Below are 25,160 nucleotides of genomic sequence, written 5' to 3'. Positions count from 1 at the left end.
AAGGGGGGAGGTTAACGAATTGAAATGAGTTCTTAGCCGGTGCTTTCTATTTATTTTTTTGGATTTGGTGGCACTAACTCATCCAAATCTTTATTTGAAATATGATCTAACTCATGTAAATCAGTTTTGATTTTCCATTTGCTTTCATCATCTACAGGTTTTGGTAAATGTGCCTCTAACCAGTCACACACCACATCGGGTGAAAAATCTGCATGGTTACATTGAATCACCCAAGCTAAAAATTGTTTCGCTTCACCATTCATATACGGAGGAGGAGAAACAGGTAAAAACTGAGTCGGAAGACGTTCATTTTTAGAAATATAATTTAGAACGTGACCCAGTTCTTGCACAGTTTGCCATGCTAACGGATGGTCAATATTGATTTGAAATTTAAACCACCATGCTTGTTTGCCATCTGAACCATAGCTATCAATAAATGCCTCTTGCACACTTGGGATTTTGCAAAAAAATTGATGTAAACGGTCAAAGCTCAGTTCAGCCACAATACAGCACTCATCAGATTAAAATTATATTTTATCAGATTGATGTCAGAATTTACCCAAGTTGATGTATAAACACTAAAGAAGATTAAATTTTGACTATAATTCATCCATTATTTATCTTGAATGATGGATTAAGCTGTTGTGTATACGTTCAAGTTTGGAGGTTGAAATGAAACAGATACTCAGTTTAAGTGTCTTGATGTTGATGCTTTCAGTGACTTCAACAATGACATGGGCAGATGCTAAAGATTGGGCGAATTATCGCAGTGTTGAGCGGCCTCAAAAGAAATATCCGACAACGACCTATAAGTATACAGATCAATATGGTCGCCAAATGTCACAGGAGATTCCTGTTCGACCTCAATACCAGCATCCTTATCCGACATACCCAAGCTATCCAAGTCGCCCCTATCCGCATCCAAATGGCCCATACCCGAGTTACCCACCACAAAATGGTGTGACGATTATTTATAATCATCAGTTTCCAACACGGACGGAGTATTCAGGTAGCAGTTATGGTTATGTAAATGGTGAGGGGGGGCATATAGAAAGCTCACAATATACCTTAATTAGTGATTGGCGCCGTTATGGATTACCTGACCCACAGGTTGGCATGCATTGGATTTTCCAAAATGGTCGTTATTTACAAGTACCCAATGATCGCTGAACGTGATTTAAAAACGTCATCAATAGCAATGCATCAAATTTTCAACACATTTAAAAAAAGTCCCTTCTCCTCTATGTCTTACGCATCAATACAGTAATACTTTGATTTTGCTTAGGGAGAGGGGCAAGCGTATGAATCAAGACAAGAGACTAAGCCAGTTCATCGTCTTCTGGTCGTGGTGTTTTGCCATGAGGTAATGATTTTTCAGTATGTTTATCACGAATGACAGAAGGATATGTCCAAGATGCATATCTCACGATCAAAATTGCAATGGCTAAAATTAAAACCGATCCCGTAATAATCACTAAATCCATATCTGCTTTATGGTCATGCTGAATATCTGAAATTAGTAATCGCGTGAGTGCGGTGATTGCGATATAAATTAAGAAACGTACAGGCATGTGGTTGGTCTTAAAATAAATCCCTACCATTGCACCTAATTCCAAATAGATGAATAACAATAAAATATCGTCAATGCTGGCGTATTGTTTCACGGTTAAAATTTCAATAATTGTATGTACCGCTGACCAAGCGATCATACAGCCAATGATAAACAGCGCAATATAATGAAATGCTTCTACTGCAATATTGCCCAATTTATCGAGGAGGTTTTCTATTTTTTCTATACGTGGATCTTTATTCATAACATCCTCCATTTGTGCGTACTATCTATGATTAAACACTATGCAAATTTCATGCACATGAAAAGTGAAGTAAAATGTTTATGGCGAATAAATAACAACTATTTCATTAAGAAATTGATCATTTCATCTGATTAGTCTATAGATAGATTATTTTCAATACAATTAAAGGAATAACAATGTATTTGTACCGACCAATTGGGCTTTTTGAATATCAATTGATTGCAAAGAGTGGCTTTAAAAATTTCCCACCAAGATTGTATTGGCAACCTATTTTCTATCCTGTTTTAAATCAGAAGTATGCTGAAAAAATTGCTTTAGATTGGAATACCAAAGATCAAGCAAGTGGTTATATTGGCTATGTCACACGGTTTGAACTGAATGATGAGTATCTGGCTCAGTTTGAAATACATACGGTTGGTGATGATTTTTGTCAGGAGTTATGGATTCCAGCTGAGCGACTAGACGAGTTTAATCAGCAAATTATAGGGAAAATTGAAGTGGTTAATATTTTTAAAGGTGAAGCTTTTACTGAAGATGCTGAATTACCTGAAATATTTAAAACTAGTCCAGATGGCTCGAAAGAGTATTAGGAAATAAAACATGTATCTTCCTACTCATTTTAAACAAGAGAATCTCCCTGAACTTTTCGATTTAATTGAAAAAAATCCATTGGGAAGTTTGATGGTTACTTATGACGGTGAAATTGAAGCGAACCATATTCCTTTTGAACTGGATCGGTCAGCTGGCAAGACTGGATTGTTACGTGGACATATCGCCAAAGCCAACCCTTTATTTACCTTGTTAGAACAGGTTCGATCGGCTTATGTGATTTTCCATGCTGAGCAAAGTTATATTTCACCGAATTGGTATCCAGGGAAATTTGAGCATCATCGGGAAGTACCGACATGGAATTATCGTGTTGTGCATGTGAAGGGAACAATTCGAAAAATAGATGATGAAAAATATTTGCGGGGTATTTTGGCGCGATTGACTCGTCAGCATGAAGCACCACAGGCGGTACCTTGGAAAATGGGGGATGCGCCCAATGATTATATCGCTGCTTTATTACAGGAAATTGTGGCTATCGAAATAGAGATCGAATCAGTGATGGCTAAGTTTAAAGTGAGTCAAAACCGTTCTCAGATCGATGCGGCAAGTGCGGCAAATGCTTTACAAAACCAATCTCCAGAGATGGCTGAATCGATTCGGAAGTTTTATCCAAAGTAAGATTTTCTGATGTAACTTGATTTATATTGCGATCAACTTTTATAGCCACACGATATAATTGCACCATCCTTGATTTTAAGATGCATAGAAAAGCAAACCTAACGGCTTTATGACATTCAAGAGATATAGATCAGTAGGTGTTCTAAAAAAAGCATCAGTTGTAAATAAAAAAACGCCCGAATCATCGGGCGTTTTATGTCTTATTTCAATTGATGATGAAATTAAGCCTGATTAGTAAAATAATCTTCGCTGAAATTCATAATAACTTCTGCACCTGCTTTGATTTTAGCAACACGTGCATTTAAATCAGGCAAGAGGCGTTGGATGAAGTAATGAGTCAATGCAAGTTTGTCTTGGTAGAATTGACCTTGCTTATTTTTTGCAGCATTGGCAATACGAGCAAACATATAAGAGAAACTTAATAAGCCAACGACATGCAGATACTCTACTGCCGCAGCATTTGCGAAATCAGCATTTTCTTTTGCACGTTCTAAAATATGCTGCGTAATCATATCTACTTCAGTTGCGATATCTAAAGTCGCATCTTTAATGAAGTTTAAGTCGGTATCTAGACCATTGGCAAAATCACGGATCTCTTCAATATATTCAGCAATGAATTCACCATTACATTTAATTGTTTTACGACCAATTAAATCTTGTGACTGAACGCCGTTGGTGCCTTCATAGATTTGCGCGATACGTAAGTCACGCACACATTGTTCCATGCCCCATTCACGAATATAGCCATGACCACCAAACACCATTTGCGCATCGATTGCGGCATTAAACGCAGTGTCTGTTAAATAGGCTTTGGCAATTGGCGTTAATAATGCAACACGATTATTTGCCTTCGCTACAGCTTCAGGATCAGTTGAAAATTTAGTAATGTCGAGTTGTTGACCAACATAGACTGCAAATGCACGAGAAGCTTCATTGTTGGCACGTGCATTGAGTAACATACGACGTACATCACCATGTACAAGGATGCTGTCAGCAGGTTTGTTTGGAGATTTAACACCTGTCGCGCTACGGCCTTGTACACGATCAGTCGCATATTGTGCTGCATTTTGGTATGCATATTCAGAAGCGCCTAGGCCTTGAATACCCATAGACAAGCGTTCGTAATTCATCATCACGAACATTGCTGCAAGCCCTTCATTTTCTTTACCAACAAGGAAACCTTTGGCTGCATCAAAGTTCATGACACATGTTGCAGACGCTTTGATCCCCATTTTGTGTTCAATTGAACCGGGACCAGCTGTATTACGTTCGCCCAATGAACCATCAGCATTGACGAGGAATTTAGGCACGATAAAGAGTGAGATACCACGTGAACCCGCAGGTGCATCAGGTGTTTTTGCTAAAACAAGGTGAATGATGTTGTCAGCAAGATCGTGATCACCACCAGTAATAAAGATTTTAGTACCAGTAATGTTATACGTACCATCTTGATTAGGTTCAGCTTTAGTTTTGATAATCCCTAAATCTGTACCTGCATGAGGTTCAGTTAAACACATCGTACCAGACCATTCACCTGAATAGATTTTAGGTAAATAGGTTTCTTTCTGTTCTTGCGATGCATAGCTGTTTAAAGCCATTCCAGCACCGACAGAGAGAAGCGGGTAGAGCATGAATGATGGGTTAGTTGCAAATAACATTTCATCTGCAAGTACGGTCAGCATTTTTGGCATTGCCTGACCGCCCCATTCCTCATCAGCACCTAGGCCAATCCAACCGCCTTCAGCGTATTGTTGGAATGCTTCTTTAAAACCAGCAGGTGTCGTGACTTTGCCATTTTCATAATGAGCGCCTTCTTCATCACCTGTACGGTTTAAAGGAAGCGTAACATTTTGTGCAAATTTAGCCATTTCTTCTAAAATTGCTTCAGCCGTTGCCGCATCAACATGTGCAAGCTTTTCGTTGGCTTGCCAGAATTTCTCTGCATTGAAAACGTCATTCAGAATGAATTTCATATCTGCAAGTGGCGCATTATAAATTGGCATGTTCGTTCACCTGTTTATTGTTTGAATCTGTAGACTTAGATCAGTTTAACCAACAAGCTTGTATGTTGTTAGATGGTCTAAGTAAATAACGCTCTATTTATAAAGAAAAAGGACTGCCAAAGCTATGACCGTCCTTTCTCTATTTCTGCACTCTTGAGTACAGTTTTCTAAATACCTAGCTCGGCATTCTACTTAGAATGCAAAGTCTTCAGCATCTAATGACATCAATGGATCTAAGCCACCCGCGATCACGTCAACATGTGAACGAACGCGTGGTAAGATTTTCTTGAAGTAGAAACGAGCAGTCTTAATTTTTGCATTATAGAAGCCAGTTTCAGTAGAGCCTTCAGCAAGTTTTTGTTGAGCAACAAGCGCCATACGAGCCCATAAGAATGCAAGCGTTACATAACCAGAGAAGTATAGGTAGTCAACCGCAGCTGCGCCTACTTCATCTGGATTTTGCATAGCTTTCATACCGATTTGCATGGTTAAATCACCCCACTCTTTGTTAAGAGCAGCAAGTGGTTCAACAAATTCTTTCAGGTCAGCATTGTCTTTGTTTGCTTCTGCAAATTTATGGATGATCTTGGTGAAGTCTTTCAACATTGCACCTTGCGTACCCAATACTTTACGACCTAACAAATCAAGTGCTTGGATTTCAGTTGTACCTTCGTATAAGCAAGAGATACGCGTATCACGTACAATTTGCTCCATACCGTGTTCAGAAATAAAGCCGTGACCACCAAATACTTGTACACCATGCTTCGCTGATTCAGAACCTGTTTCAGTTAAGAATGCTTTCGCAATCGGTGTCAATAATGACAAGATATTGTCGGCAAATTTACGATCTTCTTCAGTAACACCTTGCTCTACGATATCTGCATATTGAGATAAGAAGTAAACCAATGCACGACCACCTTCAGCAAAGGCTTTTTGTGTCATCAACATGTTACGTACAGCTGGGTGAACAATGATTGGATCAGCTTCTTTCTCTGGTGCTTTAGGACCAGAAAGTGAACGCATTGCCAAACGGTCTTTCGCATATGCAAGTGCACCTTGGAAAGAAGATTCAGATGCTGTTAAACCTTGAACAGCAGTACCAATACGTGCAGTGTTCATAAAGGTAAACATTGCATGTAAACCACGGTTTTCAGGTCCAATCAAGAAACCTTTTGCGTTATCAAAATTGATCACACAAGTTGCATTACCGTGGATACCCATTTTGTGTTCAATTGAACCACAACGTACTGCATTACGGTCTGCAATAGAGCCATCTGCATTTACATTGAACTTAGGTACGATGAATAACGAGATCCCTTTAGTGCCTTTAGGTGCGCCTGGTAGACGAGCCAAAACGATGTGAACGATGTTGTCCGCCATATCGTGTTCACCAGCAGAGATAAAGATTTTCTCGCCAGAAATTGCATAGCTACCATCTGCTTGTGGCTCAGCTTTAGAACGGATAATGCCTAAGTCAGAACCTGCATGAGATTCTGTTAAACACATGGTACCAGTCCATTCACCTGAAACAAGTTTAGGTAAATATGTTGCTTTTTGCTCAGCAGAACCATGATGCTCAATTGTACGAACCGCACCATGTGAAAGACCTGGGTACATACCCCACGCCCAGTTTGCAGAACCAACCATTTCAGAAATAGCAGTTGCTAAAGAACCTGGTAAACCTTGACCGCCATGTTCTTCTGGAACTGAAAGAGAAGGGAAGCCTAATTCTACATATTTGTCATAGGCTGCTTTAAAGCCTGTAGGCGTAGTCACTACACCATCATTCCATTTACAGCCTTCACTGTCACCGATTTGGTTAAGTGAAGATAATTCATTTTCACAGAAATCCGCGCCAGCTTCTAAATATTGATCAATCAATTCACGGCTTACGGTTTCTTGGAATGCAGGGAGTTTCGCGTAATGTTCTTCAGCATTTAATAATTCATGCAAAACGAAGTGCATATCACGTAAGGGTGCTTTGTATTGTGGCATATCGGTTTCCTCAATACTGGTTAAACCAGATTTATAATCTTCATAAATACGATGTGTGTCTTCTATGACACATATTTGTTCCGCTACATCGTGCAACATCTTATAGTGACGTACAAGTATTTCATGGTTATTTCTCTGTGACTGTAAAGTCAAAGAAAAAAGGATTGAAAGCTGTAAGTGCATTGAGTGTAAACACTTTTCATTGAAAAATAAGGATACAAATAGTCAAAATCGTAAAAACTTGTGTCCAATAAAATGCCAGTCAAAATATGACGGAAATGCCATTTATATTTTTAAAATGTAGCGAAAAGATTGAAGTGCAGACATGATCTTGGATGAGGCGTGATTGAATGTGTGGTTAAGACTATAGATATTTAGAACGTTTTTAGTTTTTTTACGCAATATGACTCTGAATGATTTAAACCAATAGACGCATTGCATGTTTTGTTGATGGTGATATTTTTTATAGCAATCATTGGCTCCAAAGCCGATCCACAATGTCTTCTACCGAGTATTCAAAATATCGCCCTGTTTGATCTTTATTGCGTTGAAACAATTGATGCTTAAATGCTTTAAAATTGAGTTTTAAAAAGTTATAGAAATACCCGCCTGAGAAAATGGTGCGGAGGTAAAAAGCATTGATGAATTCATTTGCATGTTGAGTATTAAAATCTGAGCTTTTAATCCGCTGGACAATTTCAGTAAGCTCTTGTTTTGAAATATTATGGATGATTTTAGGCTCAGGTAGGCAAATATCAAAGCTTAAATTTTCGATGCCTTCGGCTTCCCACCACTCCCAAAGATCATATTGAGAAATGTCTTTACTGGTAATTTCTGTGAGCTTTTCACTGAGTTTTTGATATTCAAGCGAATCTTCATCACCAAATTCATCGCAATAGTTTAGGGTCTGTTGCCATTTCATAAATGGCTTGCGTTGTAGGTTAAAATTGAGCAGGCAAGGCAGGAAACGAAGAGAATAGCGAGACTATTTTCGAGTTTCATAACGAAGGCTGAGATAATTTTAGCCACAACCCTTCGGGACTAGCGTGTTTTTTGCCGCTACGTCGTTACGAACTACTCATTTAGAATAACTAAATTTCGTATTTCGCGCCTAGTATCGCCTAAAAAACACACGTAGTCGCAAACATAGACGAATTGTCAATAGACCCTAGGCAATTAGCAAGCAATTCGAGCACAGTTGGATAAAGTTGTTGTACTGTTTCAAAATCGGGTTCTATTTCTGTACGAAGTCTATTCATCGTTTGCTATGTTTAAATGATCAAAAAGTTTTAATGGTGCTATCAATAAGCGACAAGAAAAGCATAATTTCTAAAATGAAGTCGAGAAATGAGAAATTAAAGTTTTAAGCCCATTTTCACCCATTTACCGCTCTCTTTCACCAATTTATCTCACTCTTTCATCAATTTACCTTACTCGCCAGTATGACCTTTTGAATAAAAACAGTCGTTTATTTTTACTGGGAAGAGGAAGGTAAATTGGATGATTTAAACGGGTAGGCTAATTAAACTCACCCACTGAGCGCTCTTTTGCCCAGTCGCGTAAGATAAATTTTTGCAATTTACCTGTCGATGTTTTTGGAATCTCACAAATCACTACACTTTTAGGGACTTTAAAGCGTGCCAAATGCTGTTTGCAGAATTCAATCACCTCTTCAGGTGTGGTTTCTGCACCGTGTTTAAGTTCAATAAAGGCACAAGGAACTTCTTGCCAACGCGGATCGGGTTGCGCAACCACTGCCGCAGTCATAATTGCGGGGTGAGTATAAAGAACCTCTTCAACTTCTAAAGATGAGATATTTTCACCACCTGAAATAATGATGTCTTTTGAACGGTCCATAATTTTTGCATAACCATCGGGCTGGCAAACCGCTAAATCACCCGTATGAAACCAACCACCTTTAAAGGCTTCTTCTGTGGCTTTGGTATTTTTTAAATAGCCTTTCATGACAATGTTGCCACGGAACATAATTTCTCCCATGGTCTTGCCGTCATTAGGCACAGGTTGCATTGTTTCAGCATCCAACACACGCATACCATCTTGTAATGGATAAGGCACACCTTGACGCGAGTGTAATTGTGCTTGCTCTTGAATAGACAGGTCACTCCAACCTGCTTGAGATGCACATAATGCAGAAGGGCCATAAGTTTCAGTGAGACCATAGACATGATTGACTTGAATACCGATATGATGCATTCCTTCAATAATTGCCGCAGGCGGTGCAGCACCAGCCACCATCACTTCTACATGATGTTTAAATTTAATTTGTTGTTCTTTTGGAGTGTTGATCAACATCGACAAGACAATCGGTGCACCACAGAAATAGTCAACTTTGTATTGATCAATAAGTTGATAAACCAACTCAGGATCAATTTTACGTAAGCAGATATTGGTACCACCATTGGCTGCAACAGTCCAAGCAAAACACCAACCATTGCAATGGAATAGCGGAAGTGTCCATAAATATTTACAACGTGGCGTCATGCCACAGGCGATGATATTACTGGCTGCATTGATATAAGCACCACGATGGTGATAAACCACGCCTTTCGGATTGCCTGTAGTGCCAGAGGTATAATTTAGACTAATCGCATCCCATTCATCCTGAGGTAAATGCCATTCAAAATCTGCATCGCCACCTTTTAGCCATTCCTCATATTCAATTTGACCAATACGTGCTGTAGCATCATTGTTTTCGTATTCCTCATCTGCAACATCAATGATATAGATCTCTTGAGCAATAAGCGCTACCGCTTCTTTAGCCAAAGCCGCAAACTCAGGGTCAACCAAAAGTACTTTGGTTTCAGCATGCTCTAACATAAACGCAATGGTTTTGGCATCTAAACGAGTATTCAGCGTATTTAAAACAGCACCAGCCATAGGGACTGCAAAATGCGCTTCGACCATCGCAGGGATATTGGGTAAAAGAACAGAAACGGTATCGTTTTTTTGAATCCCCAGATTTTGTAATTGATGGGCAAATTGACGACAACGGGTATAGGTGTCACGCCAAGAGATATGACGAGCACCATGTACAATCGCATCTTGATTTGGATAAATGTAGGCTGCACGCTCTAGATAACGTAAAGGTGATAATGCTACAAAGTTTGCAGGGGTCCGTGGTAATTGATCATAGGCACTGACCATGTTTAGCTCCATCTATATTTGTTCTAATTTCCGTGTTTAAAAGATATGCATAAGCCTGTCAGAATTCATTTAGGCTTTAGTCGAGTACTCCAGCTAAATATGCATCGTTATACATCTTTACCCTTATTTAAATATTTTTTGGAATATTTAATTTATTGAATTAAATTAATATTTTGTAAGCTTAATATAAGTATTAACCCTGATTTTATGCAGAATCTTATTTAAAACTACGTCATTCAAATACGAATAACTGAACCCAACAGTTTCGCTTTTTTGTATTCCGTTGGCGAAGATCCAGTCCATTTTTTAAACGCACGACGAAATTCCCTTAACTCACTAAAACCCAGCTTGAAACTGATTTCACTCATCGATTGATTTTCTTCAATCCACTGTTTGGCTTTTTTTTCTAACACCTGTTGCTTTAATAACTGAAAATTTAGCCCTTCATTGAGTAGTAAACGCCGTAAATGGCGTTCGCTAAAATGAAAATATTGCGCTGCTTGTTGCATATCAAAGCGTTCAGGTAGATGGCTTTCAATCAAATGTGCTAACACTTTTGCCAAACTGTGTTGATTCATTTGATCAAATTGTTTTAAAGCTTGATCACAAATCAGAATTGCACTTTGATAATTGACAGGGCTATAGTTTTTAAGGCTTCTCGACAAGAGTGTTTTGTTAAATCGGATGATATTTTTAGCCGTTTTAAAATAAATTGGGCAATTAAAAATTCTTTGATAATCATTGATGTATGCCGAATTATCATAGCTGAGTTCCAGGCTCACCAACTCATAGCTCTCGTCTAGCATCATATTGACACAGGTAATAATACTGGCAAAAACTTCATCACAGAAAAATGCTTTTAGCTCATCACAGTTACTTCGCTCAGAAAGTTCAATTTCACAATAATCATCAACAAGATTGACGGTTAAATCTAAGACACTGCCTGAAATGGGATGATAGTGCAGTGCGGTCTCCAATGCTTCAGCTACTGTTTTACAGGCTTGCATGGCAAAGCCCAAAATACCAATTGAAATCTGACCTTCACTACTGCCCAGCAATAAACCTAAATTTTGTTGCTGGGTATCTTTAACTGCGAGATGAATAACCTCACAGAGTTCTGAAAAACCAACAAAACCATGCCCTTGGCGAATTTGTTCCAAGTCTAAATTTTGTGCTGCGAACCAATTGTCATATTGCCAGTGTTGTTGTTCTGCATAATGAACCAAACTCGTCAGTATCATTGGTGGAATATAAAATTGAGTATTGGCAATTTCCTTTTGCTGCAAGCTCATAAAGTCCGCTTCGCCCCCCATATTATTGTTGCTTTTACCCTAGTTGGTATCGCATATTTTTGATTAAGATTCAATCTACTTCTGGTATTCGCTGATATAAATTCGCTGACATAAAAAAGATAAAGGATGACTGCATATGTTTATGGTGGGTTGGGATAAGCAAGAAATAAACATTCAGCCACAAGGTTATGCCATGTTTGGTTATGGTATGTGGTCGCATCGTGCTTATCAAAAACGTACAGCATTGTTTGCTCGTACATTCACTATCCGTCGTTTAGCTTTAGAACAACCCATTATTTTTTGTTGTCTGGATTTTGGTTGTATTACTTATGCGATCCGCAGTGGTGTTGTTGAGCGCTTAAAACAACAATTAGCTGAGCAATTTAATGAACAGTATTTGGTCTTGATGGCAACTCATACTCATTCTGGCCCTGGCGGTTGTGCTTATGAAGCTCTATACAATATGCCGACCCCAGGTTTTGTTCCAGAGCATGTCGAAGCTGTAATAAATGCGGTCATGCTCAGTATTTCCAATGCCTTAGACACTGAAAAAGAAACTGAACTTTGTTATCAAAGTTGCCAATTCCCTGATGATATTCCAGTGGCATGGAATCGATCATTACAGGCATATAATCGTAACCCCGATGTGATTCAAAGAACCGAAGCAGAAACCCATCTCGCCTTAAACCGTGAAATGCAATTAATCGGTTTTTATCGTGATGATCAATTATGTTCCTTTATTTCATTATTTGGAGTGCATGCAACCTGTTTGAGTAGTCAACTCAAAGCACATGATGGTGACAATAAAGGCTATGCTGCTGCGTTAAGTGAACATTATCTATTAACACAAGGTATTCCAAACCCTGTTGCCATTTTCGCACAAGCAACAGCAGGAGATGTCTCTCCACATTTTCATGGCCCCAAACAAGATGCGATTCGCAATAAAATTAAGGGCGAAAAAGAATATCAATATGCTGAGCAAAATGGGCGTTATCAAAGTGAAATTGCGATTAAGGCACTGACTACACCGCTTGAAAAAACCACTAACAATGCGATGGAAGCATGTTTACTCCAAGGCAGTATCGATGCTGTTTTATCTTATGTATATCTGAGTCAAGTCGATGTGCCGAGTGAATTTAGTCAGGGGATCCAAGGCGCTAAAACCAGTGCAGCTTGCCATGGCGTCGGCTTCTTCGGGGGAACGCCTATAGATGGTAAGGGGACACCTACAGCGATTCTTAAAGTAATGTCTTTACTTGCTAAGCGAGTACGTAAGCAACGTTTAGCAAACTCGAATTCTCTGCAGTACAGCAAATATAAAGCACTCTATGACTCACAATTCCCGAAAGAGATTGTTTTAGAAAGTCCGGATAATCAGTTGCTGGGTAAAGATTTAGATTTTTCACCAAGCATTTTTGATCCTTTAATTGCAGAAATGAATCGCCAAGTTAAAGCAGGTGCCATTCAAGACAGCCCACTGGTTCCAAGTGTTATTCCGCTACAGATTATCCAAATTGGTCAATTGGCTTTGATTTGTTGCCCCGGAGAAATTACCACAACAGCAGGGCAACGTGTAATTCAGACTGTGGCAAAACAGTTCTCAAAGCATCATGGTATTTCAAAGGTTGGTTTAGTGTCTTATTGCAATGATTATATGGGCTATATCACCACCAATGAAGAATATCAGCAACAAGCTTATGAAGGTGCACATACCTTATATGGTCAATGGACACATGCGGCAATTCAGTACAAATTTCAGCAATTGGCAACGCAACTGAATCTAGATAAATCTCAACGCGAATATGACCAAATCACACGCCCCGTAGCGATTCCACCACACGAAATAGAAAAAAGAACAAATCATGGCAATTTAAAAACTGCTGTACGCTAAAGGATGAGCATCATGAATCAATTGATTAATCAAGCACCGAGCAAGCACAAATCAAATCAGCAAAAATGGAACAATTGGTCGGGCTATCAACAGTCTCAACCCGAGCAGATTTTAAAGCCTGACAGTCTTGATGAGTTAAAACATATTGTCCAAACCCAAGCAAAGATTCGGGTGGTGGGAGCAGGGCATTCATTCACACCTTTGGTGAGTACCGATGCAACATTGCTGTCTTTGGATGGTCTTTCTGGTGTGGATCAAGTCAATACTGAATTTGCCCAAGCCAGTATTTGGGCAGGAACACGATTATTTAATTTAGGGCAATATTTAGACCCGATGCAGCAGTCTTTAATGCAACAGGGTGATATTGACCAGCAAAGTTTAGCTGGTGCTGTTTCAACAGGAACACACGGTACAGGTGTAGGCCTACATTGTATTTCAGGTTATGTACAAGCATTTGAATTACTCACAGCATCAGGAGAAATTATTCATTGTAATCGCCATGAAAATCCAGATATTTTTGCAGCAGGACGAGTGTCTTTAGGAAGTTTAGGGATTTTGACTAAAATCACCATGCAGAATAAACCACGCTATAAACTCAAAGAGCAGGTTAGACTGTGTGCGGTCAAAGACTTTATTCAAAATATTGACCAATGGAAAGCACAACATCGGCATATTGAGTGTTTTGCATTTTCTCATGCAGATAAATTGATTTTAAAAACTTTAGATATTACTGAAGATGAGGTTCAACCACGCACTGAATCATGGCCATCTGAAGATACGTTATTAACCTTATGTTGCGAGTTAACCAAATCTTTTCCTGCATTGAATCCAAAACTACAAAAGCTCTTAAGCGTTTTTATTAAACCAAGTACATTTGTTGATTGGTCAGGCAATATTTTTCCGACACCGCGTGAAACGAAATTTAATGAAATGGAATATCAGATTCCAGTTGAATTGGGTGTGGAATGTTTGCAAGCTGTTCTAGCTGCGCTAAAAAACTCAAAAGCACAAACCTTTTTCCCTGTGGAGTTTCGATTTGTCAAAGGTGATGATATTTGGTTAAGTCCGTTTTATCAGCGAGACTCTATTTCCATCTCAGTACACCAATATTATAAGCAAGCACCTAGACAATTATTTGATGAAGTTGAGTCGATTTTGCAACATTATCAGGGGCGACCACATTGGGGGAAAATGCATAGTATGGCAGCAACACAACTTAAAACCTTATACCCTAAGTGGGATGCGTTTATGCAATTGAGAGAGCGACTTGATCCAAGCAGAAAGTTTTTAAACCCTTATTTAGAAAAGCTATTCTTATCTGAATAATGGATAAAGTTGAGTGAATGGGTAAAATTAAAATAGAGCATAAAGGTAGACTATGAACAACTTTTTTGAGCAATTAAATCGTGATTTAAAACAGTCAAATGGTGCATTACCTCGATTAATTGTTGATGATCAGGCGCTTGAACAAAATCTACAGTACGTTGCCAAAAAGCTTAAATATGGAAGCCATTTGCAACCACGTATCGTGGTAAAGTCTTTGGCATGCTTAGCATTATTAAAAACCATTAGTCTAAAGCTTTCAACTCAACGGTTTATGGTATTTCATATGCCACAGCTTTTACCAATCCTTGAGAACTTTTCGGATGTAGATGTGTTGTTTGGGAAACCGATGCCTGTGAGTATAGTTCAGCATTTTTATGCGATGAATCAAAATTGCAGACAAGTCGATATACAATGGTTAATTGATTCTAAAGCACGTTTATTACAGTACCTTGAGGTCGCAAAACAGTTTAGTTTAAAGCTTAAAATCAATATTGAAATTGATGTGGGTTTGCATCGCGGTGGTGTTCGTTCCGATTTTGCACTCATCGAAATATTAAGATTGATTGAACAAAATCCTGAGCATTTAGTACTTGCTGGCTTGATGGGCTATGATGCCCATGTGACGAAGCTACCTTCAGTGATTAAAAAGATTGATGTCGCGTATCGAGAGTCACAAGACATTTATCAAAATTATAAAAATATTATTCAACAGCAATTTCCACATTTATGGCGAGCTGATCTTTGTTTTAATGGTGGTGGTAGCCCTACATTTTATCTCCACGTGGAGCAAAGTGTGTGTAATGATCTTTCTTTTGGTTCGATGTTGCTTAAACCAAGTGACTTTGACAGTGATGGATTAAGTGTTTTACAAGCTGCATTATGGATTTCAACACCTGTGTTAAAAGTACTGCCATTTACCCAGTTACCTGGATTAGCCGTTTTAGATAAATTACCCCATAGCTCTAAAGCCTTATTTGTTTATGGTGGATATTGGATGGCGCATTATGTTTATCCGCGAGGGATTCATCCGCATGCACTTTATGGGCGGAGTACCAATCAGGAAATGGTTAATGTGCCTAAAAACACTGAAATAGCTGTTGATGATTTTGTATTTTTAAGACCCACACAAAGCGAAGCGATTATTCCTCAATTTCATAAATTATATTGTTATAAAAATCGAGATTTTGAAGCATGGGAAACCTTTAGAGAGTAATGCGCCCAAAAGAGGAAGTTGATGGATAATCAAAAGTACAATTTAAATCAGAATAAAGAATAATTTTAAGACAAAGGTTTATAAATATGCTGTAAAGGTGTAAAATTCGACACACTTTTATTTTGTTCCACCGATTTTATCTTGAGGATCTTCCTCGATCATAATCTCGCGGTGACATGCTCCATTGTACGGGGCATCACTCCTTAAGGATTTTTAAATATGCCTATTATCACATTGCCAAATGGCGATCAAAAAAGTTTTGATCAAGCTGTTTCCGTTATGGAAGTTGCTCAAAGTATTGGACCTGGACTGGCTAAAAATACAGTTGCTGGGAAAGTAAATGGTCGCTTAGTCGATGCAAGTGATTTAATTACCGAAGACTCAACCTTACAAATCATCACTCCAAAAGATCAAGACGGTGTAGAAATTATTCGTCACTCTTGTGCACACTTGGTGGGTCATGCGGTAAAACAACTCTTCCCTGAAGCAAAAATGGTGATTGGCCCTGTCATTGAAGAAGGTTTCTACTATGACATCTGGATGCCGCGTCCATTTACTTTAGATGATATGGCTGCAATCGAAGCGCGCATGAAAAAGCTTATCGATCAAGATTATGATGTCATTAAAAAAATGACACCTCGTGATGATGTGATTGCTGAGTTCACTGCACGTGGCGAAGACTATAAGTTACGTTTGATTGCTGACATGCCTGAAGAAACTCAAATGGGCTTGTACTATCATCAAGATTATTTAGATATGTGTCGTGGTCCACACGTACCAAATACTAAATTTTTAAAGTCATTCAAATTGACTAAAATCTCTGGCGCTTACTGGCGCGGTGATGCTAAGAATGAACAATTACAGCGTATTTATGGTACTGCTTGGGCAGACAAAAAAGAATTAGCAGCATATATCAAGCGTATTGAAGAAGCTGAAAAGCGTGACCATCGTAAAATTGGTAAAGCTTTAGATTTGTTCCATATGCAAGAAGAAGCACCAGGTATGGTGTTTTGGCATGCCAATGGTTGGACGATCTACCAAGTGCTTGAACAATACATGCGTAAAGTTCAACAGGACAATGGCTACCAAGAGATTAAAACACCACAAATTGTAGACTTCACTTTGTGGGAAAAATCGGGTCATGCTGCCAACTATGCAGAAAATATGTTTACGACACATTCAGAAAGTCGTAACTATGCAGTAAAACCAATGAACTGCCCATGTCACGTTCAAGTGTTTAACCAAGGTTTAAAATCTTACCGTGATCTTCCAATTCGTTTGGCAGAGTTTGGTTCATGCCATCGTAATGAGCCATCAGGTTCGTTACACGGGATTATGCGTGTACGTGGCTTTACTCAAGATGATGCACATATTTTCTGTACAACTGAACAAATTGGTAAAGAAGTTGCAGACTTTATTAAACTGACTTTAGATGTTTATAAAGATTTTGGCTTTGAAGAAGTTCAAATGAAATTGTCTACACGTCCTGAAAAGCGTGTGGGTGCTGATGAGCTTTGGGATGTTGCAGAAAAATCTTTAGCCGATGCTTTAGATGCTGCAAATCTTAAATGGGAAGAACAACCAGGTGAAGGTGCTTTCTACGGTCCGAAGATTGAATTTTCATTAAAAGACTGTTTAGGACGTATCTGGCAGTGCGGTACAATCCAGTGTGATTTTAACTTACCGTTACGTTTAGACGCTTCATATGTAACAGAAGATAACGATCGTGACCATCCTGTGATGTTACATCGTGCAATTCTTGGCAGTTTTGAACGTTTTATTGGTATACTAATTGAACACTACGCAGGCTTTATGCCACCATGGTTGGCTCCAATCCAAACATGTGTCATGAATATTACGGATTCTCAAGCGGAAGCTTGTGAGCAAGTCGTCGCAAAACTCAAAGAAAATGGAATTCGAGCAATTTCAGACTTGAGAAATGAGAAAATCGGCTTTAAGATTCGTGAGCGTACACTAGAGCGTATTCCATACCTATTGGTACTTGGAGATCGAGAAGTAGAGGAAGGGACTGTGAATGTTCGTACTCGCTCTGGAAAAAATTTAGGTACTATGTCAATAGACGCATTTATTGACCTAGTGAAAGCAGCCGTAGCCGAACGCGGCCGGTATATTGTGGAGTAAGAAAGATTAAACAGCCTGACCGTAACCAACAACAAGGTGCTAAAAGTAATCGTCCTGCATTAAATGATGAGATCAAAGCGAAAGATGTGCGTCTCGTTGCTGCAGATGGAGAGCAAAAAGGCATCGTTTCACTTGCTGAAGCTTTGCGTGCTGCTGAAGAAGTTGATCTTGATCTTGTTGAGATCGTGGCGAATGCAGAGCCACCTGTTTGTAAAATCATGGATTTCAACAAACATTTATTTGACTTGAAGCAAAAGCAAAAAGATGCGAAAAAGAAACAGCATCAAGTTCAAGTGAAAGAAATTAAGTTGCGCCCTGGTACAGACGTTGGTGATTACAATGTTAAGTTGCGTGCTATTCTGAAGTTTCTTGAAGAAGGCAACAAAGTCAAAATTACTCTACGTTTCCGTGGTCGTGAAATGGCTCACCAACAGTTGGGTCTTGCACAATTGCAAAAAATTGAAGCAGACGTAGCAGAGTTTGGTATTGTTGAACAAGCACCAAAAATGGAAGGCCGTCAAATGGGTATGTTACTTGGACCTAAAAAGAAAAAGTAATTATTCATCTGTTAAAAAAGCACTGCATTAAGCAGTGCTTTTTTACGTTAAAATGCGGGTAAATTGATCTGAATCGAGTGGAGTTGATATGTCATCTATTCAAAATTCAAATGCGCTATCGAGTATTAACCAAAAAATTATTCAAGCAGGTGAGGTGTTGCCTATGGTTAAGTTAAAGGATGGTAGCGCTGTACAAACGGGCACAGTGGCAACCATGTTGCATAATATCAATCTGTATAACTCAGGTTTAAGAGGAGAGATTGAGCAAGAACTGATCCTCGCGATCCCCACCTTAGTGAAAGTTGGTTTATTTGACTTATTTAATCCAGATGAATGGATATTGGGAAACAATGCTGGTCGTAAATTTGTGGGGGAGAAGGCTAAAGCATATATAGATGCAATTGCTGAAGTAGATATTTGAAATTAATATCATAATATGAGAACGTGCTGTATTTAATAAAATGCAATAACATAATTTTAGAATAGATTATTAGAATAATCTCTTTTTATAGCATACTGAATCAAGCCAATTCATGTTATAAAAGTAAACGATTAACGCAATAAAATTCAGAGAATACGTGAAAACGAAGAAGGATGAAATATGATTGATCTCTATTATTGGGGTACTCCCAATGGTCATAAAATTACCATTGCACTTGAAGAAATGGGTTTGGATTATCAGATTTTTCCTATCAATATCTTAGAGAATGACCAGTTCCAGCCCGATTTTCTTCGTATCTCACCGAACAACAAAATCCCCGCGATTGTGGACCAAGATGGCCCAAATGGTGAGCCGATTTCAGTATTTGAATCAGGCGCAATCTTGCAATATCTTGGCCGTAAAACAGGACTGTATTATCCAAGCGATGAGCAAGATCGTGTTGAAGTCGAACAATGGTTAATGTGGCAAATGGGTGGGCTAGGGCCGATGTTAGGGCAAAACCATCATTTTGGTAAATTTGCTAAAGAAAAAATTCCTTATGCAATTGATCGTTATGTTACTGAAACTCAACGTTTGTATGGTGTTTTAAATAAGCAGCTCATTGGACAAAAATATGTGGCTGGTGAATATTCGATTGCAGATATGGCCATTTTACCGTGGGTATTACGCTATGAGTGGCAGCAAATAGAGCTAGATGATTATCCTTATGTTAAAGAATATATTGAGCGTTTAACTGCGCGCCCAGCGATACAAAGAGCGCTATCAATCAAAGTGTAAAATGTATTTTATGTTAAGATGAGAAACCACGTTACGTGGTTTTTTATTTTTTAAATAATCGATTTTTGGATGGTTGGCAGGCTTTAGTCATGAAAGATTTCTTTTTGAACTTTACGAAAATATTAGAAACAAATCCAAAAATCTACTGGAGTATTATTGTCGGTATTGCCGGTTGTTTAATGCTCTATATTGCGGAAATTGTGCATATCCAAAATATTTTAGAGCAATTAAATGGTCAAGCGTCAGCACTGATTAGAAGTGTGATCGACCCGATTGCGCAACGTTATCAATGGTCTCGGATTATCTTTATGTTGTTGGCAATCATTTGGGCACATTTTCAGTATCGTAAAACCAAAAAAATGCTAAATTTAGGGTGATTGAACTGTTAGTAGTACATTCAACAGGGGGGAGTATGAAGCAAAACTTTGTTTGGCACTTCCTTATCTCTTTTGCCGTGATGCTAATCACAGCAATGCTTTGTAGCATCTTGCAGTATCACTCCGCATATGATTACTTCTGGTTTATTATTTTTAGCATCGTGAGTGTTTCAGGCTTGGTTTTTGCTATGGTCTTTGGCATTTTTCAAAGTAAATTACAGCAAAGTCTTTTGAATACCACGATCTTACTCGTTTTGCTTTCGCTTTATTTTATTGTTTTATTCTACGGCTTTATTCATATCAAAATTGATTGGCAAGCGATTTCAGAGGGTAAAGCTCAACTCACATTGTTGCAGAAATTTTTTAAATCAGATCTTTCATTTTGGTTGGCTTTTCTGGCTCCCTTTATACTGTCATTCTTGACTTATACCTTAAAACCTAAACCCAACTTTAGCTAACTTTATGGCTTATCTTCTCTTATTTTTTTCCGCATTTGGTGCAGCGACGCTATTACCTTTACAGTCTGAAGCAGTATTGCTTGGATTACTGGTACAAACCCAGCATTCTGCATATTTATTGCTTGTTGTTGCAACGATTGGCAATGTTTTAGGTTCATGCGTGAATTGGTATTTGGGACTCAAAATCGAGCAGTTTAAAGATAAGAAATGGTTTCCTGTCTCTGAAAAGAATATGCTTAAAGCAGAAAAAATATATCAAAAGTATGGCTTTTGGTCTTTGTTGTTAAGCTGGACCCCAATTATTGGAGATCCAATCACACTTATTGCAGGGCTAATGAAAGAGAACTTTTGGCGTTTTCTATTGATTGTGACCATAGCAAAAGGTGGTCGGTATGTTTTTATTTATTTGGTGTATATCGGATTATTTTAATAAAAAGGTTAGGGGCTGTTGACAAGCCATTTATGAAATGTCAACGGACCCTAAAGACACAAAACTATCTTTAACCTTAAAAGACGCATCTTGATGAATTTATTTACATTCATTGATTCTAAATTGAATCGTATCATTGAAGCTGGATTGTTTATAGATCCATAAAGTACGGTAAGAACGTTTTACATTGATTGATGTATGCTCAACGGCTGCAAGTACTTGTTGATCAAGTGCATTAATACCAGAACGTTTAGTTAGCTTAACTTGGGTAATTTCGCCTTGTTTATTGGTTTTAAATTTAAACTTTACTGTACGATCTTTATTCTTTAATAGTGATTGATCCAGTGCAAGTTGTGGTTGTTTTAAATAAACAAAGGCAACCGACTTATCGAGTTGTTGTTTGTTCCAATTCTTTGAATTAAAGCTATATGTACATTGCTTAGCGCGCTGAACATGATCCGTTGCATTCTCTAGCGTTAAGGTAAATGTTTGATAACCGACTAAAGCAATGGCTTTTCCATTTTTTGAATAGGGTTTTACTTTTGCATTTTCCACAGCATCTACAAGTTTCTGATCCAATGCACGGATGCCTGTACTTTCTTGGATATCGGCCTCTGTGACTTCACCAGCGTTATTGGCTTTTACTCGAATGATCGCTGAACGCTCTTGATCTTTTAATTCAGTGATTTGATAGTTAATTTGAGGAAATTTGACCCATTGTATGCGTGTAGTTAAATGTTGAGGATCATTTTGTTCAGATTGCTCCCCTTTGACTTTTATTGTAGGAAGTTTATCCGCACTATAGCTATAGGTTGAAAGGCACAATAAACAAGTGGTAAAAAGAGCTTTATTCATAGGTTTGGCAATCCATGCAGTTTAATACGCATGAGAGTAGTTTAATTGCGCAAAGTATTTATCGAATTTTGTATTCTCGCAATAGAAAATGCACCCGAAGGTGCATTTTTTTACTGTTTTTTATTCAGCCAAACTCATTATTCTTGGCCTTTGGTGATGTCTACTTTGAATAAATCAGAAGTTTTTACCCAACTTATTGCGACGACAGCCAAGGTCATACACCCACCAAATACAGTGGCTGTGATTGTTCCTAAATATTTTGCAGCCAGCCCAGATTCAAATGCGCCCAATTCATTACTCGATGAAACAAACATCCCATTCACCGCAGCGACACGGCCACGCATATTTTCAGGTGGGTAAACTTGCAAAATGGTTTGGCGTACAACCACTGAGATACTGTCACAAGCACCAGTCATAGCCAAAGCAAATAAAGAGAGCCAGACGTTGTTTGAGAATGCAAAAATAATGGTAAACACCCCAAAACCTGCAACTGCAATCAGCATATTTCGCCATGCATGATGTGTAGGTGGAAATTTGGTTAAAGCGATCATGGTGAGTAACGCGCCAATAGAGGGGGCCGCACGTAAATAACCTAAACCTTCAGGTCCAACTTTTAGAATATCTTCTGCAAAAATTGGCAGCAGGGCAATCACACCACCAAACAGCACTGAAACCAAATCTAAAGATATGGCCCACAGTACAATTTTAGTTTTCCAAATAAAGCGAAAACCTTCACTTAAACTGTCCCAAAGATTGTCTTGTTCCATAGTAGGGAAAGTACGCTTCTTTAATAAGTTAATCAGACAGAAGCAAATAAATAAAAGTACCGCTACCGAGAGTAAGCTGTTTTCACGACCGATTCCTGCCAGCATAAAACCACCCAGCATTGGGCCAATAATGACACCACTTTGCCATCCAATCGTGGTCCATGTTGCACCATTGGCATACAGTTCACGAGGAATTAAAAATGGTTTTAATGAGGTTGCTGATGGATTGTAGAAACCTCGGATGGTACCCAAACCAAAAATAACCGCATAAATCCCCCAAGACAGTGTAGTAACACCAATTTGGCCATGATCATAACTGTGAAATAACCACCAAAGCACCAATGGCAAAGGGAAGGAGAAAAATAAGCAAACTTTCATAATAGTTTGTTTATTCAGCTTATCTGCAAAATAACCGCCCCAAAGCGACAGCGCAATAAAGGGGATTGCTTCTGCTAGTCCAATCAGACCCAAGGTAAGTGGATCTTTGGTAATCTGATAGAGTGAATAGGCAACAATAATTTCTTGAATTAAAATTGCGAGTGTCAAACAAAATTGATTGATGGTAACAATTGAGAAATCTCGATAGCGAAGCGCAGCAAAAGCATCCTGTGCAGGGGTCATAACTGTCCAGTTTTATCATGATGTGATGATTATAAAGATTTAATCCTGATTTTTCTTATAAAACTAGGTGAAATTTACATCGAAAATTACATTGGAGAATTGTGAAATTGTTGGATGTTTTGCTTTTGTTTTGTACAGAGATGATTTAGAATACTGCCTCCCTTACCTGCAGGTCGTTGTCGCAATGGTGCGAACGTACCGAACAGGTGTTTAAAGAGGTTGTTATGGCTAAGTTAAAAACTCGCCGTGGTGCAGCTAAGCGTTTCAAAGCGACTGCTAACGGTTTCAAGCGTAAACAAGCGTTCAAACGCCACATTTTGACCAAAAAATCTGCTAAACGTATTCGTCAATTGCGCGGTTGTGTCATGGTTCACGTAAGTGACATGAATTCAGTTCGTCGTATGTGCCCATACATCTAAGGAGATTATAAATGGCTCGTGTAAAACGTGGTGTACAGGCTCATCGCCGTCATAAAAAAATTCTTGCTCGTGCTAAAGGTTACTATGGCGCGCGTTCACGTGTTTATCGTGTAGCGTTCCAAGCAGTAATTAAAGCAGGTCAATACGCTTACCGTGACCGTCGTCAAAAGAAACGTCAATTCCGTGCTTTATGGATTGCGCGTATCAATGCTGGTGCCCGTCAAAATGGTTTGTCGTACAGCCGTATGATCGATGGCTTGAAAAAAGCTCAAGTGATCATCGACCGTCGCGTACTTGCTGACATCGCTATGCATGACTCAGTTGCATTTGCTGCTTTAGCTGAAAAAGCTAAAGGCGCATTAGCTGCTTAATCATCTTCGATGATTAAAAAAGACCGCTTTTATAGCGGTCTTTTTTATGCCTAAAAATTTATTTTCAAACTCTTGCGGGAACTTTTTAAGGTGAGTTTTCATTGAGTTTGATTGTTCGAATACAGCGCTAATCAGTAAAATTTGTGTTGATGTAAAATCTGTCATTATGGATGCTCTAACTATTTTGTTATGGCATTGAATTGACCAAATTATAGAATCTAGTCTTATGCGTAAACAATATCACTTTCGCCAAGTTGGTGAAGACACTTATATTTGGGATGTGCATCATCTGGTTGAACTGAGCCGAGACTTCCCAATCCATGAAGTTCCATTATCTGATATACAAGAACTCAATGAAGCGTATTGGTTTCCAGATACACATCCAACAACACAGCAAATGATTGAACATTTTCAACTGATACAACAGGCAGATCTAAGTTATCCAATAATTTTATCTGCTGACGGTAAAGTGATGGATGGTATGCATCGTGTGGCAAAAGCAAAATTACTCGATCATCTTACGATTAAAGCCGTCAGGTTTGAAATTACACCACCAGCAAATTTTATCAATATTGACGAGGATGATTTGGATTATGATGATTGAGCGGGCCATCCGAAGGATTTAAACATTCAAATAACTTTGCACACACATTACACAATATCAACGTGAAAGCATTATTGTTTTAGAAATAGCTCGCATAGAGTAGAACAACGAATAATAGAAAATGATGGAGTGGGTATGCGTGTTGAGATTGAAGGTTTACAACAAGGTGCAATTGAAGTTGAGTTGCAACTACTACCCAGAGTTGGGGAAGTTTTAAAAGTGATGTATGGTGCAGATGCGGAAGTTAAAGGTGAAGTAACAGCAGTTGAGCACTATATTAATCAGCATGCAAATGAACATAAAGTGATACTCAGCATACGGCCCGTATTTTGATATAGATCAGCTAAAATGATTGAATCATGATTGGGTTGTTACGTGATCTAAAGTAGCTTATTTGGCTACTTTTTTATTTTT

26 protein-coding genes are annotated in these 25,160 nt (G+C 38.6%); 17 read left to right on the top strand and 9 right to left on the bottom strand.

Going from position 1 to position 25,160, the window contains the following annotated elements; translation table 11 throughout:
- Positions 1 to 50: 50 nt before the first annotated feature.
- On the bottom strand, positions 51 to 503 hold the full coding sequence (locus FY049_RS05050; protein WP_446083281.1) for a hypothetical protein: 453 nt from the start codon (positions 501 to 503) through the stop codon (positions 51 to 53).
- Positions 504 to 672: 169 nt separating this feature from the next.
- Here FY049_RS05050 and FY049_RS05045 point away from each other — a divergent pair, with 169 nt between their 5' ends.
- Positions 673 to 1,170 carry an RcnB family protein gene (locus FY049_RS05045; RefSeq protein WP_224964801.1) on the top strand — a complete coding sequence of 166 codons (498 nt, stop codon included), beginning with the start codon at positions 673 to 675 and terminating at the stop codon, positions 1,168 to 1,170.
- A 149-nt stretch (positions 1,171 to 1,319) separates the two neighbouring features.
- Here FY049_RS05045 and FY049_RS05040 read toward each other — a convergent pair whose 3' ends face one another.
- Entirely contained in the window at positions 1,320 to 1,814 is a 495-nt protein-coding gene (locus FY049_RS05040; RefSeq protein ID WP_004723097.1) for a phosphate-starvation-inducible protein PsiE, read from the bottom strand.
- Between the two features lie 176 nt (positions 1,815 to 1,990).
- Between FY049_RS05040 and FY049_RS05035 the strand changes: the two genes are divergently transcribed.
- Both FY049_RS05035 and FY049_RS05030 read left to right on the top strand, forming a co-directional pair.
- A complete protein-coding gene (locus FY049_RS05035) occupies positions 1,991 to 2,404 on the top strand; it encodes a hypothetical protein (RefSeq protein ID WP_004723094.1) in 414 nt (137 codons plus the stop codon).
- 10 nt (positions 2,405 to 2,414) lie between these two features.
- On the top strand, positions 2,415 to 3,041 hold the full coding sequence (locus tag FY049_RS05030; protein WP_419279841.1) for an FMN-binding negative transcriptional regulator: 627 nt from the start codon (positions 2,415 to 2,417) through the stop codon (positions 3,039 to 3,041).
- A 221-nt stretch (positions 3,042 to 3,262) separates the two neighbouring features.
- On the opposite strand, the gene FY049_RS05025 is transcribed toward FY049_RS05030, so the two are convergent.
- The 5 genes from FY049_RS05025 to FY049_RS05005 all read right to left on the bottom strand — a co-directional run bounded on the left by FY049_RS05025 (position 3,263) and on the right by FY049_RS05005 (position 11,496).
- On the bottom strand, positions 3,263 to 5,044 hold the full coding sequence (locus FY049_RS05025; protein WP_327858137.1) for an acyl-CoA dehydrogenase C-terminal domain-containing protein: 1,782 nt from the start codon (positions 5,042 to 5,044) through the stop codon (positions 3,263 to 3,265).
- 192 nt (positions 5,045 to 5,236) lie between these two features.
- Positions 5,237 to 7,039 carry an acyl-CoA dehydrogenase C-terminal domain-containing protein gene (locus FY049_RS05020; RefSeq protein WP_446083324.1) on the bottom strand — a complete coding sequence of 601 codons (1,803 nt, stop codon included), beginning with the start codon at positions 7,037 to 7,039 and terminating at the stop codon, positions 5,237 to 5,239.
- Between the two features lie 472 nt (positions 7,040 to 7,511).
- The gene (locus FY049_RS05015) at positions 7,512 to 7,961 is read right to left on the bottom strand and encodes a hypothetical protein (RefSeq protein ID WP_446083280.1); all 450 of its coding nucleotides are present in this window, start codon (positions 7,959 to 7,961) and stop codon (positions 7,512 to 7,514) included.
- 596 nt (positions 7,962 to 8,557) lie between these two features.
- Positions 8,558 to 10,204 (bottom strand): acyl-CoA synthetase, encoded by a 1,647-nt coding sequence (locus FY049_RS05010; RefSeq protein WP_446083279.1) that lies wholly within the window; start codon positions 10,202 to 10,204, stop codon positions 8,558 to 8,560.
- Between the two features lie 236 nt (positions 10,205 to 10,440).
- Complete coding sequence (locus FY049_RS05005; protein WP_446083278.1) at positions 10,441 to 11,496, bottom strand: AraC family transcriptional regulator ligand-binding domain-containing protein; 1,056 nt, start codon at positions 11,494 to 11,496, stop codon at positions 10,441 to 10,443.
- Between the two features lie 136 nt (positions 11,497 to 11,632).
- Between FY049_RS05005 and FY049_RS05000 the strand changes: the two genes are divergently transcribed.
- The 10 genes from FY049_RS05000 to FY049_RS04955 all read left to right on the top strand — a co-directional run bounded on the left by FY049_RS05000 (position 11,633) and on the right by FY049_RS04955 (position 21,109).
- A complete protein-coding gene (locus FY049_RS05000) occupies positions 11,633 to 13,387 on the top strand; it encodes a neutral/alkaline non-lysosomal ceramidase N-terminal domain-containing protein (RefSeq protein WP_446083277.1) in 1,755 nt (584 codons plus the stop codon).
- A 12-nt stretch (positions 13,388 to 13,399) separates the two neighbouring features.
- Positions 13,400 to 14,713: a D-arabinono-1,4-lactone oxidase gene (locus FY049_RS04995; RefSeq protein WP_446083276.1), complete on the top strand. Its 1,314-nt coding sequence runs from the start codon at positions 13,400 to 13,402 to the stop codon at positions 14,711 to 14,713.
- A gap of 52 nt (positions 14,714 to 14,765) precedes the next feature.
- Positions 14,766 to 15,926, top strand: a complete 1,161-nt coding sequence (locus tag FY049_RS04990) for an alanine racemase (protein WP_335954549.1) — start codon at positions 14,766 to 14,768, stop codon at positions 15,924 to 15,926.
- Between the two features lie 219 nt (positions 15,927 to 16,145).
- Complete coding sequence (gene thrS / locus FY049_RS04985; RefSeq protein ID WP_004723075.1) at positions 16,146 to 18,068, top strand: threonine--tRNA ligase; 1,923 nt, start codon at positions 16,146 to 16,148, stop codon at positions 18,066 to 18,068.
- A 5-nt stretch (positions 18,069 to 18,073) separates the two neighbouring features.
- Positions 18,074 to 18,625, top strand: a complete 552-nt coding sequence (gene infC / locus FY049_RS04980; protein ID WP_081401514.1) for a translation initiation factor IF-3 — start codon at positions 18,074 to 18,076, stop codon at positions 18,623 to 18,625.
- An 88-nt stretch (positions 18,626 to 18,713) separates the two neighbouring features.
- Positions 18,714 to 19,046, top strand: coding sequence for a DUF7709 family protein (locus FY049_RS04975; protein WP_446083275.1), 333 nt, complete (start codon positions 18,714 to 18,716; stop codon positions 19,044 to 19,046).
- Positions 19,047 to 19,226: 180 nt separating this feature from the next.
- Entirely contained in the window at positions 19,227 to 19,844 is a 618-nt protein-coding gene (locus FY049_RS04970) for a glutathione S-transferase N-terminal domain-containing protein (RefSeq protein WP_004723071.1), read from the top strand.
- Between the two features lie 89 nt (positions 19,845 to 19,933).
- A complete protein-coding gene (locus FY049_RS04965) occupies positions 19,934 to 20,221 on the top strand; it encodes a hypothetical protein (protein WP_004723070.1) in 288 nt (95 codons plus the stop codon).
- Positions 20,222 to 20,256: 35 nt separating this feature from the next.
- On the top strand, positions 20,257 to 20,679 hold the full coding sequence (locus FY049_RS04960) for a hypothetical protein (RefSeq protein WP_105713310.1): 423 nt from the start codon (positions 20,257 to 20,259) through the stop codon (positions 20,677 to 20,679).
- Positions 20,680 to 20,683: 4 nt separating this feature from the next.
- The gene (locus FY049_RS04955; protein WP_004723066.1) at positions 20,684 to 21,109 is read left to right on the top strand and encodes a YqaA family protein; all 426 of its coding nucleotides are present in this window, start codon (positions 20,684 to 20,686) and stop codon (positions 21,107 to 21,109) included.
- 99 nt (positions 21,110 to 21,208) lie between these two features.
- Here the strand turns inward: FY049_RS04955 and FY049_RS04950 are convergent, their stop codons facing one another.
- Together FY049_RS04950 and FY049_RS04945 are read right to left on the bottom strand one after the other, a co-directional pair.
- Positions 21,209 to 21,964 (bottom strand): TonB family protein, encoded by a 756-nt coding sequence (locus FY049_RS04950; protein WP_446083274.1) that lies wholly within the window; start codon positions 21,962 to 21,964, stop codon positions 21,209 to 21,211.
- Positions 21,965 to 22,101: 137 nt separating this feature from the next.
- Entirely contained in the window at positions 22,102 to 23,352 is a 1,251-nt protein-coding gene (locus FY049_RS04945) for an MFS transporter (RefSeq protein WP_151957170.1), read from the bottom strand.
- Between the two features lie 224 nt (positions 23,353 to 23,576).
- On the opposite strand from FY049_RS04945, the gene rpmI reads away from it, so the two are divergent.
- The 4 genes from rpmI (at position 23,577) to FY049_RS04925 (ending at position 25,079) form a co-directional block, all read left to right on the top strand.
- Positions 23,577 to 23,771, top strand: coding sequence for a 50S ribosomal protein L35 (gene rpmI / locus FY049_RS04940; protein WP_002054552.1), 195 nt, complete (start codon positions 23,577 to 23,579; stop codon positions 23,769 to 23,771).
- Positions 23,772 to 23,782: 11 nt separating this feature from the next.
- Positions 23,783 to 24,142: a 50S ribosomal protein L20 gene (gene rplT, locus FY049_RS04935; RefSeq protein ID WP_004723060.1), complete on the top strand. Its 360-nt coding sequence runs from the start codon at positions 23,783 to 23,785 to the stop codon at positions 24,140 to 24,142.
- Positions 24,143 to 24,368: 226 nt separating this feature from the next.
- Complete coding sequence (locus FY049_RS04930) at positions 24,369 to 24,746, top strand: hypothetical protein (protein ID WP_327858144.1); 378 nt, start codon at positions 24,369 to 24,371, stop codon at positions 24,744 to 24,746.
- Between the two features lie 135 nt (positions 24,747 to 24,881).
- Positions 24,882 to 25,079 carry a hypothetical protein gene (locus tag FY049_RS04925; protein ID WP_004723056.1) on the top strand — a complete coding sequence of 66 codons (198 nt, stop codon included), beginning with the start codon at positions 24,882 to 24,884 and terminating at the stop codon, positions 25,077 to 25,079.
- Positions 25,080 to 25,160: the final 81 nt, after the last annotated feature.

This window comes from Acinetobacter sp. 1125_18A, assembly GCF_052824985.1.
Note: the sequence above shows the minus strand (reverse complement) of the source record. Positions and strands in the feature narration are given on the sequence as shown.

Bases quoted from the DNA above. Each gene is read 5' to 3' on its own strand.
- FY049_RS05045 (WP_224964801.1), top strand. From the start codon at position 673: ATGAAACAGATACTCAGTTTAAGTGTCTTGATGTTGATGCTTTCAGTG.
- FY049_RS05040 (WP_004723097.1), bottom strand. From the start codon at position 1,814: ATGAATAAAGATCCACGTATAGAAAAAATAGAAAACCTCCTCGATAAA.
- FY049_RS05035 (WP_004723094.1), top strand. From the start codon at position 1,991: ATGTATTTGTACCGACCAATTGGGCTTTTTGAATATCAATTGATTGCA.
- FY049_RS05030 (WP_419279841.1), top strand. From the start codon at position 2,415: ATGTATCTTCCTACTCATTTTAAACAAGAGAATCTCCCTGAACTTTTC.
- FY049_RS05025 (WP_327858137.1), bottom strand. From the start codon at position 5,044: ATGCCAATTTATAATGCGCCACTTGCAGATATGAAATTCATTCTGAAT.
- FY049_RS05020 (WP_446083324.1), bottom strand. From the start codon at position 7,039: ATGCCACAATACAAAGCACCCTTACGTGATATGCACTTCGTTTTGCAT.
- FY049_RS05015 (WP_446083280.1), bottom strand. From the start codon at position 7,961: ATGAAATGGCAACAGACCCTAAACTATTGCGATGAATTTGGTGATGAA.
- FY049_RS05010 (WP_446083279.1), bottom strand. From the start codon at position 10,204: ATGGTCAGTGCCTATGATCAATTACCACGGACCCCTGCAAACTTTGTA.
- FY049_RS05005 (WP_446083278.1), bottom strand. From the start codon at position 11,496: ATGAGCTTGCAGCAAAAGGAAATTGCCAATACTCAATTTTATATTCCA.
- FY049_RS05000 (WP_446083277.1), top strand. From the start codon at position 11,633: ATGTTTATGGTGGGTTGGGATAAGCAAGAAATAAACATTCAGCCACAA.
- FY049_RS04995 (WP_446083276.1), top strand. From the start codon at position 13,400: ATGAATCAATTGATTAATCAAGCACCGAGCAAGCACAAATCAAATCAG.
- FY049_RS04990 (WP_335954549.1), top strand. From the start codon at position 14,766: ATGAACAACTTTTTTGAGCAATTAAATCGTGATTTAAAACAGTCAAAT.
- thrS (WP_004723075.1), top strand. From the start codon at position 16,146: ATGCCTATTATCACATTGCCAAATGGCGATCAAAAAAGTTTTGATCAA.
- FY049_RS04975 (WP_446083275.1), top strand. From the start codon at position 18,714: ATGTCATCTATTCAAAATTCAAATGCGCTATCGAGTATTAACCAAAAA.
- FY049_RS04970 (WP_004723071.1), top strand. From the start codon at position 19,227: ATGATTGATCTCTATTATTGGGGTACTCCCAATGGTCATAAAATTACC.
- FY049_RS04965 (WP_004723070.1), top strand. From the start codon at position 19,934: ATGAAAGATTTCTTTTTGAACTTTACGAAAATATTAGAAACAAATCCA.
- FY049_RS04960 (WP_105713310.1), top strand. From the start codon at position 20,257: ATGAAGCAAAACTTTGTTTGGCACTTCCTTATCTCTTTTGCCGTGATG.
- FY049_RS04955 (WP_004723066.1), top strand. From the start codon at position 20,684: ATGGCTTATCTTCTCTTATTTTTTTCCGCATTTGGTGCAGCGACGCTA.
- FY049_RS04950 (WP_446083274.1), bottom strand. From the start codon at position 21,964: ATGAATAAAGCTCTTTTTACCACTTGTTTATTGTGCCTTTCAACCTAT.
- FY049_RS04945 (WP_151957170.1), bottom strand. From the start codon at position 23,352: ATGACCCCTGCACAGGATGCTTTTGCTGCGCTTCGCTATCGAGATTTC.
- rpmI (WP_002054552.1), top strand. From the start codon at position 23,577: ATGGCTAAGTTAAAAACTCGCCGTGGTGCAGCTAAGCGTTTCAAAGCG.
- rplT (WP_004723060.1), top strand. From the start codon at position 23,783: ATGGCTCGTGTAAAACGTGGTGTACAGGCTCATCGCCGTCATAAAAAA.
- FY049_RS04930 (WP_327858144.1), top strand. From the start codon at position 24,369: ATGCGTAAACAATATCACTTTCGCCAAGTTGGTGAAGACACTTATATT.
- FY049_RS04925 (WP_004723056.1), top strand. From the start codon at position 24,882: ATGCGTGTTGAGATTGAAGGTTTACAACAAGGTGCAATTGAAGTTGAG.